This is a genomic window from Halobacillus sp. ACCC02827 (assembly GCF_030291935.1).
Lineage (GTDB): Bacteria > Bacillota > Bacilli > Bacillales > Halobacillaceae > Halobacillus.
The window spans coordinates 919,317-930,000 of sequence record NZ_CP128168.1 but is presented as its reverse complement, the minus strand read 5'-3'; the positions used below and the strand labels follow the sequence as shown (position 1 = coordinate 930,000).

Sequence of the window (10,684 nt, the reverse complement as noted above, 5' to 3'; positions counted from 1 at the left end):
TCACACGGTTTCGGGTCTACGACCGCATACTCACTCGCCCTATTCAGACTCGCTTTCGCTGCGGCTCCGCTTCTGCTGCTTAACCTTGCATACGGTCGTAACTCGCCGGTTCATTCTACAAAAGGCACGCCATCACCCATTAACGGGCTCTGACTACTTGTAGGCACACGGTTTCAGGATCTCTTTCACTCCCCTTCCGGGGTGCTTTTCACCTTTCCCTCACGGTACTGGTTCACTATCGGTCACTAGGGAGTATTTAGCCTTGGGAGATGGTCCTCCCGGATTCCGACGGAATTTCACGTGTTCCGCCGTACTCAGGATACACTCCGGAGGGAGAAAGGTTTCGACTACAGGGCTGTTACCTGCTCTGGCTGATCGTTCCAGATCGATTCATCTACCTTCCTCCTTGGTAACTCCAAAGGAGTGTCCTACAACCCCAAGAGGCAAGCCTCTTGGTTTGGGCTGATTCCGTTTCGCTCGCCGCTACTTGGGAAATCGCATTTGCTTTCTCTTCCTCCGGGTACTTAGATGTTTCAGTTCCCCGGGTCTGCCTTCTTATACCTATGTATTCAGCATAAGATCCTGCTCCATTACGAACAGTGGGTTTCCCCATTCGGAAATCTCCGGGTCAAAGCCTACTTACGGCTCGCCGGAGCATATCGGTGTTAGTCCCGTCCTTCATCGGCTCCTAGTACCAAGGCATCCACCGTGCGCCCTTATTCACTTAACTATCGTCGTGAAAAGACGTTTATTTAAAACTTTCGATGTTTGATGTCTTGTCATCAATCGTTTCATCGTTAGATGATACGATGATTCCTTATCCAGTTTTCAAGGTTCACGTAGTTCAGAGAAATCTTTCGATCTCTCAAAACTGAACAACCAACCAAGTACGCTTCCGTTCTAAATCCTTAGAAAGGAGGTGATCCAGCCGCACCTTCCGATACGGCTACCTTGTTACGACTTCACCCCAATCATTGGTCCCACCTTCGGCGGCTGGCTCCAAAAGGTTACCTCACCGACTTCGGGTGTTACCAACTCTCGTGGTGTGACGGGCGGTGTGTACAAGGCCCGGGAACGTATTCACCGCGGCATGCTGATCCGCGATTACTAGCGATTCCGGCTTCATGCAGGCGAGTTGCAGCCTGCAATCCGAACTGAGAATGGTTTTATGGGATTTGCTACACCTCGCGGCTTCGCTGCCCTTTGTACCATCCATTGTAGCACGTGTGTAGCCCAGGTCATAAGGGGCATGATGATTTGACGTCATCCCCGCCTTCCTCCGGTTTGTCACCGGCAGTCACCTTAGAGTGCCCAACTGAATGCTGGCAACTAAGATCAGGGGTTGCGCTCGTTGCGGGACTTAACCCAACATCTCACGACACGAGCTGACGACAACCATGCACCACCTGTCACTTGGTCCCCGAAGGGAAATCCCTATCTCTAGGGAGGTCCAAGGATGTCAAGACCTGGTAAGGTTCTTCGCGTTGCTTCGAATTAAACCACATGCTCCACCGCTTGTGCGGGCCCCCGTCAATTCCTTTGAGTTTCAGCCTTGCGGCCGTACTCCCCAGGCGGAGTGCTTAATGCGTTAACTTCAGCACTAAGGGGTGGAAGCCCCCTAACACCTAGCACTCATCGTTTACGGCGTGGACTACCAGGGTATCTAATCCTGTTTGCTACCCACGCTTTCGCACCTCAGCGTCAGAAACAGACCAGAGAGTCGCCTTCGCCACTGGTGTTCCTCCACATATCTACGCATTTCACCGCTACACGTGGAATTCCACTCTCCTCTTCTGTCCTCAAGTTCCCCAGTTTCCAATGACCCTCCACGGTTGAGCCGTGGGCTTTCACATCAGACTTAAGGAACCGCCTGCGCGCGCTTTACGCCCAATAATTCCGGACAACGCTTGCCCCCTACGTATTACCGCGGCTGCTGGCACGTAGTTAGCCGGGGCTTCCTCGTTAGGTACCGTCAAGGTACCGCTCTATTCGCACGGTACTTGTTCTTCCCTAACAACAGAACTTTACGATCCGAAGACCTTCATCGTTCACGCGGCGTTGCTCCGTCAGACTTTCGTCCATTGCGGAAGATTCCCTACTGCTGCCTCCCGTAGGAGTCTGGGCCGTGTCTCAGTCCCAGTGTGGCCGATCACCCTCTCAGGTCGGCTACGCATCGTCGCCTTGGTGAGCCGTTACCTCACCAACTAGCTAATGCGCCGCGGGCCCATCTGTAAGTGATAGCGAGAAGCCATCTTTCAACTTTCCTTCATGCGAAAGAAAGTATTACCCGGTATTAGCCCCGGTTTCCCGGAGTTATCCCGATCTTACAGGCAGGTTGCCCACGTGTTACTCACCCGTCCGCCGCTCGTTCCACGAGCGTCACCCCGAAGGGATCAGCTCGCTTCCCGCGCTCGACTTGCATGTATTAGGCACGCCGCCAGCGTTCGTCCTGAGCCAGGATCAAACTCTCCATAAAAGTGTTTGACTTGCTCATTTTGCACACCGAATGTGCTTGTTTGAATTCTCTCTATATTATAGAAAGAATGTTTGACGTACTGGTTGGTTCGTTCAGTTTTCAAAGATCGATTTGTTGTCGTTCGCTCGAAAGCGACCTTTACATCATAGCATTTAAAGCGATGTGATGTCAACAACTTTTTTCAGTTTTATTTCGTTGTCGTTTTTAGCGACAAGATAAATCTTAACATGTTTCGCTTAAGTAAGTCAATACTTTTTTTGAAACATTGCATTGCTTCGTTTGCGTTGCATCGTTTGCTCTTGATGCGACGCTTAATAATATAGCACGGTTTAAAAGTTACCGTCAATAGTTTTATTTAAAAAAAATCCCCTTTCTCAATTTAAGAAAGAGGTTAACAGAAAAGCACAGGGTTAATCCGCTGCCGGTTTATAGGTTCTATGGAAGATCTGCGGTCCTTTCGTCTCTTGCAGTATGACGTTTAACACGCCTTTATCGACCAGATATTCAATCATAGATGATAAATCCAATATATACTCCTGTATTTCAGGATGCACTTTCAATTCACCGAATGACCAAGGTTCTTCCCTCTCATTCATCAGGGTGAGCAGATGGCGGGCACTTGCTCTCGAACGTTTGCTGACGGAATGTTCTACGGCAAGAATCATCAATTGGATTCGTTTATCCGTCGGTTCCCCGCTCTCAATCAATTCCTGATACAGCTTATAAATCTCCGGTTCGATCCGCTTCACCTGGTTCCATACCGTGACTTCCGGATGAAACCCTTTCTCTATAATAGCCAGCCGGGCGAGATAGTGCAGGGAATGAACCATACGGCTGTAGGAATCCAAGTACTGGCCGGAATCGTACAAATCTTTGGATTCACTGTAACTTCGAATCAGCTTTGCAAACTCGATCGCTTTCTTCAAATCACGAGTCTTCTGTGGGAATTCCCTTAAGTTTTCTTTTAAGTGGCTTACATACTCATTTCTTTCAAATACAATCGTCCCGTTGATGACCCATTCAACAGAACGGCGGTAGGAGCTGGTGTCGATCCAATGCTGAAGCAATGTTTCATCTACTATATGCATGGCTGCCGATTTATTATCGAATTCGTAATGTTTTACATACCATAATTCTTCCGCATCCCTGACAATAATGAAAAGAATAACATCGAAATTATCGGTAACAGGGCTGATCGGCTTCATCTTCTCCAATAGCAGAATACCGAGTGTATTGCTTTGGCTCGCGCGCTCTTGATAGATCGGGCGTAATACATCTTCCATTTTTCTTCCTCCAGATTCAGTTTCCCTTACGTATCTTTTTATTCGCTGTTATTTGGCAAATTCCTTTTTTCCATGCGTATTTATGGAAGGAAAAATATGCTATACTACTTGGTAGATACGAAGGAGGGACCGGCATGGCCTTGAAATACAGCAGCAAGATCAATAAGATTCGTTCCTTTGCTTTCTGGCTGATTTTTCTGGGGATTGGTGTCATGTATATCGGCATCGTCTTCAAACAGACTCCTTGGTTAATGACTGTCTTCATGATTCTGGGAATGTTGTTCGTCGGTTTGAGTACCGTCGTTTATTTCTGGATCGGTTTATTGTCGACAAGGACCATCCAAATCATCTGTCCTTCCTGCGAGAAGCCGACAAAGATGCTCGGAAGGGTGGATGCCTGCATGCACTGCGACCAACCACTGACCATGGATCAGTCCTTGGAAGGCAAAGAATTCGACGAACGCTACAATTCGAAACGATACAAACGACAAAAACCGAAAGAACAGTCCTGATTCAGAAAGAGCCGCTATAGGATAGCGGCTCTTTCTATTTGTACATATAAAAAAAACTGAAAGCGAAGGCTTTCAGTTTCAATGAGAATTCTTCGATTGACAGTCGGAACATACTCCGTACACTTCCATGCGATGATGACTAACATTAAATCCAGTCACCTGTTCGGCCAATGATTCTACTTCGTTCAAGCTTGGGTAGTGAAAGTCGACAATCTTACCGCATGATTCGCATATCGCATGATAGTGATCACTGGTATTACAATCAAAGCGGCTGGATGAATCTCCGTAGGTCAATTCACGGACAAGGCCGATATCTTTAAAGACGCGGAGATTATTGTAAACCGTAGCTACGCTCATGTTTGGAAATTTACTTTCCAAGGCTTTGTAGATTTCATCAGCTGTCGGGTGAGTCATAGAATTCAGCAGGTATTCAAGCACCGCATGACGCTGTGGAGTAATCCTCACACCAGAGCCTTTCAATGTATCAACGGCTTCTTGGAGTCGATGATCTGACACAGTCATGCACCTCGCTTTCATTAACTGATTCTTGATTTATAATATTATTAAATTAGAATCCTTACAATTAGTGTAACCTCTGATAAAAGCTTTTGTCAATATAAAGACAGCTGCAGATGTTTACACGTCAGGGTTCAGCAGCGACTCTCTGCCGCCAAGCTGCTTATTGATATAGCGTGCTGCAACAAAGAGGAAGTCCGAAAGACGATTTAAATAGGATACGACCAACGGGTTCTGCAGGTCTTCCTCAAGCGCGACAGCAATCCGCTCCGCGCGCCGGACGACTGTACGTGCCAAATGGAAAGAAGCCGAAGCCTCATGCCCGGAAGGTAAAATGAAGTTCTTCAACGGATCCAAAGACTGATCCCACTCATCAATCTGGTTCTCAAGCAGATCGATATGCTCTTTCTTCACCTTCCACATCACTTCCTTCCCTTTAGGGGTGGCAAGCTCCGCGCCAACGTGGAACAATACAGTCTGGACGTTTTCAAGCGCCTGCATAAAAGCATCTTTATCGGCCCAGTCTTCCTTTCTCAAATAGCTTAATGCAAGACCTATATGGGAATTCGCTTCATCACACGTTCCGTAAGCTTCTACGCGGACATCGTTCTTCGGTACTCTCTGACCATAAATCAAGGACGTCTGCCCCTTATCTCCTGATCTTGTATAAATTCTCAATTTCAGTACCCCCGTTTCGTGTCGATTATATTTTGCAGTTCGCCCTCTCCACTTAGAAAGACGGACAGATTATCTTCAAACAATTGGAATCCTCTCGGCACATACCCCGGCGAAATGCCGGAAAGATGCGGAGTGACAGTGACTTGTTTTTCTTCCCAATAAGGATGCCCCTCAGGCAGCGGCTCTTCCTCCATTACATCAAGAACAGCATGAGCGATATCCCCGTTCCTGACCGCTTCCAACAAGACATCCGTAGCCACCAGATCCCCTCTTCCCATATTCAGAAAGATACAGGTTTCCGGCATGGCAGCGAAGTGCTCCTTCTTTAAAAGGTACCTTGTCTCTTCGGTACTCGGAAGGACAGCGACAACGAAGTCAGCCAGCGGAAGAATCAAGTCCATTTGTTCCACAGGAAAAACACGATCGAAATGAGGACGCCGCTTTCCTGATTTGGAAATGCCTGTCGTCTTCATATGAAACGCCTTCCCAAGGCGGGCAACCTCCTGGGCAATCGCTCCTGTTCCGAGCACGACTAATTTCTTCTCGCTTATTTCTGTCATGGTCGGACGCCTGTCCCACTTATGCTGTTTCTCATTCTCCATGAGCGTTTTTGCCTGTCTGCTGACCTGGAGCAGCATGGAAATGGCATACTCCGCCATCGGCCTGGCATGAATACCGCGGACGTTCGTAACTAGAATTCCCCGCTTTTCGATGTCTTCAAACGGCATCTTATCCATCCCCGCCGACAGCACCATAATCCATTTCAACTTTTTAGCGGCGGTGATTTTAGTTTCGTCCAAATCCTCGCCGTATGTAATCAGTACATCTGCATCTTCAAGGTAATGCACCCCTTCATCCATTCCGTGGCAGAAGCAGAATTCAGCCTCGGAAAACCTGGTCCGAAGGTTATGTTGTATTTCATCCGGTACACGTTTAATGACGGAAACGATCTTCATAGAGTTCCCTTCTTTCCTTGGTTTTGTGCAAAAGGAAACCATAGTCCCTGCATGACTATGGTTTCCTTCTCAATTATTGCAGGTTTTCACGAATGTATTGGAGCGCTGCTTCGACATGGCCCTCAACCTTCACTTTACGGAACTCTTGTGCAAGATTCCCTTCTTTATCAATAATGAAGGTGGAGCGTTCGATACCGTAATATTCTTTACCGAAGTTCTTTTTCAGTTTCCATACACCAAACTGCTCGGATACTTCCTGGTCTTCATCGGCCAAAAGTAAAAATGGCAGATCATGCTTATCAATGAATTTTTCATGGGATTTAACTGGATCGGGGCTTACTCCCAGAATTACAGCATCCACGTCGCCGAAGCTCTCGTGATGGTCACGGAAATCACACGCTTCCGTTGTACATCCCGGCGTCATGTCTTTCGGATAAAAGTACAAGACGACGTTTTTCCCTTTATAATCGGATAGTGACACCTGCTCCCCATTGCTGGCAGGGAGTGTGAAATCTGCTACTGGCTTTCCTTGTTCAACTGTCATGAAGGACCCTCCTAAATGAATTCTACCTTAAGGGTACCTCATATGAAGACAAACTTCCAACATCAACGATCTGCCTGATGCTTCTGCCACACTTTTGCTACGAGGGCAGCAGGAAGTGTATAACCGATCATCGCTTCCAGAATAGCGATCCACTTCCCTATCCCGACAGGAATCATATCCCCATATCCTACAGTAAATAAAGTAATGCCGCTGAAATAAATGCTGCGCGCAATCTCCCCCATCCAAAGCGGCTGATAAAGGCTGGATTCAATTCGATAAACGGCCATTCCCTGATTCAGAAGGGCGGCATATATAATTCCGAACCCTATCATGACGATGGCGTAGAGAAGCATAATGGAAATGAAGAGCTGAAAAGAGAAGATCTTATGCTCGAATTCCAAAGAAACGAAGATCTGCCTAAGGCTTGCGGCGATCAAAACAAGTGCGGCCACAGTAATGATGATAGTAATCATGGCATGCTCCCTTTCCCAAGGGCGGAAGGATCACAAGGCCCTCCTTTTCTCTTATGAGGGCTTGTACGATTTTATGCTACTCTCCCTCCGTCACTTTCTTATGAAAAACCGGGCGAATGCACATCCCGCTTTACCGGACCCTGCATACGATACTGTAAACAATGGAAAGGGGGAATTGTGAATGGGTTACGGATATGGCGGAGGCTTTGCGCTAATCGTTGTTCTTTTCATCCTTCTAATCATCGTTGGTGCAGCGTTCGTATACTAAAATCGATACACTAACCTACTTACGTTAAATCGTAAAGGTGGCTATCTTTTTCCGGTGTAAACGATCGGTTACTGTTTCAACGCTCTAGAGTGAAGGAACCGGAAGAAAGACATCCTCTCAGGATGTCTTTTTCCATCTGTCTTCATGAATGGACAAGCATGCTACAATGGTTAGGAAGGAAGAGGTTATAGGAGGTTTATAAAATGAATTTCACTTCATCAGAACAATTATATAAAGAAGCACAGGAACATATCGTCGGAGGGGTAAACTCTCCGTCCAGAGCCTACAAAGGTGTCGGCGGCGGTTCTCCGGTTTACATGGAGCGCGGGGAAGGATCCCGCTTCTATGATGTAGACGGGAATGAGTTCATCGATTACCTGGGAGCTTATGGCCCGATCATCACCGGACATGCCCACCCTCATATTACAGAAGCCATTGTGAAAGCAGCCCACAACGGAGTTCTCTATGGAACGCCGACTTCTCTTGAGAACCGGTTTGCGAAAATGCTGAAAGACGCCATCCCGTCTCTTGATAAAGTCCGTTTTGTTAATTCAGGTACGGAAGCGGTGATGACGACGATCAGAGTGGCGCGCGCGTACACAGGCCGCAATAAAATCATCAAGTTCGCTGGTTGTTACCACGGCCACTCCGACCTCGTACTTGTGGCAGCCGGATCCGGACCATCCACTCTCGGCACCCCTGACTCTGCCGGCGTTCCAAAAGCCATTGCCCAAGACGTCATCACCGTGCCTTTTAATGATATCGAGCCATTCAAGGAGGCACTTCGTAAGTATGGTGACGAAATCGCAGGCGTTCTTGTAGAGCCGATTGTCGGCAATTTCGGAATTGTGGAACCAAAACCGGGCTTTTTACAACAGGTAAACGATCTGGCTCATGAAGCCGGCGCGCTTGTCATATACGACGAAGTTATTACAGCATTCCGCTTTACATACGGCAGTGCCCAGCAGCTGCTGGATATCGAGCCGGATATGACAGCAATGGGTAAAATCATCGGCGGTGGTCTGCCGATCGGGGCATACGGCGGACGCGCAGACATCATGGAACAGGTTGCTCCCCTCGGACCTGCTTACCAGGCAGGAACGATGGCTGGGAATCCAGCATCCATGTCTGCTGGTATTGCCTGCCTGGAAGTGCTGCAGCAGGACGGCGTGTATGTGGAAATGGATCGTCTAGGCAAACGTCTGGAAGATGGTATCCATAAGCATGCAGAAAATGCAGGAATCCAAATCAAAATCAACCGCCTTAAGGGTGCGTTGACCGTTTATTTCACAGATGAAGAAGTGGAAAACTATGAGCAGGCGGAAAATACCGATGGTGAACAATTTTCCAGATTCTTCAAACTGATGCTCGCAGAAGGCATCAACCTTGCCCCGTCGAAATATGAAGCATGGTTCCTCACTACGGCTCATACAGATGAAGATATCGATCAGACATTGGCGGCAGTCGAACGTACTTTTCAGACGATGGCCGATGAAGCATGACCTATCCCCTCCCGTTTTTCCGGGAGGGATTTATTTTATTGTAATTTATCTGAATATTCAATTGATTTAACAAGAACGACATGCTATGATATATACATAATTCTGAATATTCCCACGAATTATGATCTTTGTTTCATTTCTTTCCCTTTTCATAGGTTCCAGCCAAACAGCTGGATCCCCTCAGGCTTATGCATCTACTTAGCATAAGCTTTTTCTTTGTGTTTTTTTACAACCAAAATAAGGTATAATGGTTTCATCGTTCGTCTGTAACAGCAGATTGCTACCCATATTATATAGAAGGATGATGTTAGCATGAAACTCGGGGCAAGAATGATGAAGACAGGCTTGGCAGTCGGCGTCGCTTTATATATCGGCCACATGGTCGGATTTGTATCGCCTTTACTTGCTGCTATTGCCGTTGTTTTCTCCATCCAGCCATCCATTTACCGTTCGTACCAATCTATTATTGAACAACTGCAAGGGAATACCATCGGAGCAATCATCGCTATTGTGGCCGTTTTCACTTTAGGTAATGATCCATTCATCGTTGGTTTTACCATCATTATCGTCATCGGCGTGACGACGACTCTCCGCATGAATGAGAATACCATTTCTCTGGCTGTCGTTGCCGTTATTGCATTGATGGATTCAACCGATCAGACCTTCCTGTACTTTGCAGGCTCGAGGTTTACATCGATGTTGATCGGTATCCTTGCTGCATTTATTGTGAATTTGGTTTTCCTACCTCCACGATACGAGACGAGGCTGTTTATGAAGATCGATTCCGCCACCACGGATATTTTGCAGTGGCTGAGGGTCACGACCCGCCAGTTATCCGATGAACCTGCGTTAAAGTATGAAATCACACGCATACAGGACAACATGCGCTGGGTAGACCATACGTATCTGCTTTATTCCGAAGAGCGGACCTATTTCAAAGGCACCCGTTTCTCCAAAGGACGTAAACTGGTCCTTTTCCGTCAGTTAATTACAACAACGAAAAAATCATTTGATGTCCTGAAGGCTTTCTACCGGCTGGAACATAAAATTGAGCAGATTCCCGAAGACTTTCAGGATGCGCTCGTCCAAGAGCTGGACAAATTAATCAACGCCCATGAAAAACTGATTTTATCCCTGAAGGGCAGAATTAAACGGACACATAAACAGTCCCTTCGTCAGATTGAAGAGCCGGATATACCACTGTTGGTGGAACGGCTTGTTCATGTCTACGAAGAAAATAACAACCCTGATAAACTGGTATTCCTGCCGCTCGCTTCTCAGTTAATGGAGTATTATTACCAACTGGAGAAATTGAAGAGGCTGTTGAAAAGCTACCAGAATCACCATCAGGATGATTTCATTCAAACAACGGATAAATAAAAACGTTTTTTGACGGAAGAGTATTCCCCGTTGATCCGGGAGATCTAAATATCCATAGAAAAAGCTGCCTCCAAGAGGCAGCTTTTTCTATGGAGA

At 47.0% G+C, this 10,684-nt stretch carries 10 protein-coding genes and 2 rRNA genes (1 of these 12 running past the window's edge); 4 read left to right on the top strand and 8 right to left on the bottom strand.

The genetic code is table 11. The features are described from left to right. From QRD89_RS04765 to QRD89_RS04755, 3 genes are all read right to left on the bottom strand, one after another. A 23S ribosomal RNA gene (locus tag QRD89_RS04765) occupies positions 1–730 on the bottom strand; it reaches 2,189 nt to the left of the window's first position. A 182-nt stretch (positions 731–912) separates the two neighbouring features. Further along, positions 913–2,476: ribosomal RNA gene (locus tag QRD89_RS04760) — 16S ribosomal RNA — on the bottom strand. The 16S and 23S rRNA genes sit together here, the layout of an rRNA operon. A gap of 410 nt (positions 2,477–2,886) precedes the next feature. Then, positions 2,887–3,759 carry a nucleotidyltransferase-like protein gene (locus QRD89_RS04755; protein ID WP_008632539.1) on the bottom strand — a complete coding sequence of 291 codons (873 nt, stop codon included), beginning with the start codon at positions 3,757–3,759 and terminating at the stop codon, positions 2,887–2,889. Positions 3,760–3,893: 134 nt separating this feature from the next. Here QRD89_RS04755 and QRD89_RS04750 point away from each other — a divergent pair, with 134 nt between their 5' ends. Next, a complete protein-coding gene (locus QRD89_RS04750) occupies positions 3,894–4,271 on the top strand; it encodes a YgzB family protein (RefSeq protein ID WP_062515279.1) in 378 nt (125 codons plus the stop codon). A 78-nt stretch (positions 4,272–4,349) separates the two neighbouring features. On the opposite strand, the gene perR is transcribed toward QRD89_RS04750, so the two are convergent. From perR to QRD89_RS04725, 5 genes are all read right to left on the bottom strand, one after another. After that, complete coding sequence (gene perR / locus QRD89_RS04745) at positions 4,350–4,793, bottom strand: peroxide-responsive transcriptional repressor PerR (protein ID WP_035388587.1); 444 nt, start codon at positions 4,791–4,793, stop codon at positions 4,350–4,352. Positions 4,794–4,907: 114 nt separating this feature from the next. Further along, a complete protein-coding gene (locus tag QRD89_RS04740; protein WP_008632545.1) occupies positions 4,908–5,465 on the bottom strand; it encodes a cob(I)yrinic acid a,c-diamide adenosyltransferase in 558 nt (185 codons plus the stop codon). Positions 5,466–5,467: 2 nt separating this feature from the next. After that, positions 5,468–6,421: a D-2-hydroxyacid dehydrogenase gene (locus QRD89_RS04735; protein WP_062515280.1), complete on the bottom strand. Its 954-nt coding sequence runs from the start codon at positions 6,419–6,421 to the stop codon at positions 5,468–5,470. Between the two features lie 73 nt (positions 6,422–6,494). Continuing rightward, positions 6,495–6,965, bottom strand: coding sequence for a thioredoxin-dependent thiol peroxidase (bcp, locus tag QRD89_RS04730; RefSeq protein ID WP_008632555.1), 471 nt, complete (start codon positions 6,963–6,965; stop codon positions 6,495–6,497). Positions 6,966–7,027: 62 nt separating this feature from the next. Then, positions 7,028–7,438 (bottom strand): potassium channel family protein, encoded by a 411-nt coding sequence (locus QRD89_RS04725; RefSeq protein WP_008632557.1) that lies wholly within the window; start codon positions 7,436–7,438, stop codon positions 7,028–7,030. Positions 7,439–7,619: 181 nt separating this feature from the next. On the opposite strand from QRD89_RS04725, the gene QRD89_RS04720 reads away from it, so the two are divergent. From QRD89_RS04720 to QRD89_RS04710, 3 genes are all read left to right on the top strand, one after another. Continuing rightward, positions 7,620–7,706, top strand: a complete 87-nt coding sequence (locus QRD89_RS04720) for a YjcZ family sporulation protein (RefSeq protein ID WP_079478425.1) — start codon at positions 7,620–7,622, stop codon at positions 7,704–7,706. A gap of 203 nt (positions 7,707–7,909) precedes the next feature. After that, a complete protein-coding gene (locus QRD89_RS04715; RefSeq protein WP_008632559.1) occupies positions 7,910–9,208 on the top strand; it encodes a glutamate-1-semialdehyde 2,1-aminomutase in 1,299 nt (432 codons plus the stop codon). A 312-nt stretch (positions 9,209–9,520) separates the two neighbouring features. Continuing rightward, positions 9,521–10,588, top strand: a complete 1,068-nt coding sequence (locus tag QRD89_RS04710) for an FUSC family protein (protein WP_008632560.1) — start codon at positions 9,521–9,523, stop codon at positions 10,586–10,588. The last annotated feature ends 96 nt before the right edge of the window (positions 10,589–10,684 follow it).

What these genes read in the sequence shown, in the direction of transcription:
- QRD89_RS04755 (WP_008632539.1), bottom strand. Translation starts at nt 3,759, where the DNA reads ATGGAAGATGTATTACGCCCGATCTATCAAGAGCGCGCGAGCCAAAGC.
- QRD89_RS04750 (WP_062515279.1), top strand. Translation starts at nt 3,894, where the DNA reads ATGGCCTTGAAATACAGCAGCAAGATCAATAAGATTCGTTCCTTTGCT.
- bcp (WP_008632555.1), bottom strand. Translation starts at nt 6,965, where the DNA reads ATGACAGTTGAACAAGGAAAGCCAGTAGCAGATTTCACACTCCCTGCC.
- QRD89_RS04715 (WP_008632559.1), top strand. Translation starts at nt 7,910, where the DNA reads ATGAATTTCACTTCATCAGAACAATTATATAAAGAAGCACAGGAACAT.
- QRD89_RS04710 (WP_008632560.1), top strand. Translation starts at nt 9,521, where the DNA reads ATGAAACTCGGGGCAAGAATGATGAAGACAGGCTTGGCAGTCGGCGTC.
- QRD89_RS04725 (WP_008632557.1), bottom strand. Translation starts at nt 7,438, where the DNA reads ATGATTACTATCATCATTACTGTGGCCGCACTTGTTTTGATCGCCGCA.
- QRD89_RS04720 (WP_079478425.1), top strand. Translation starts at nt 7,620, where the DNA reads ATGGGTTACGGATATGGCGGAGGCTTTGCGCTAATCGTTGTTCTTTTC.
- QRD89_RS04735 (WP_062515280.1), bottom strand. Translation starts at nt 6,421, where the DNA reads ATGAAGATCGTTTCCGTCATTAAACGTGTACCGGATGAAATACAACAT.
- perR (WP_035388587.1), bottom strand. Translation starts at nt 4,793, where the DNA reads ATGACTGTGTCAGATCATCGACTCCAAGAAGCCGTTGATACATTGAAA.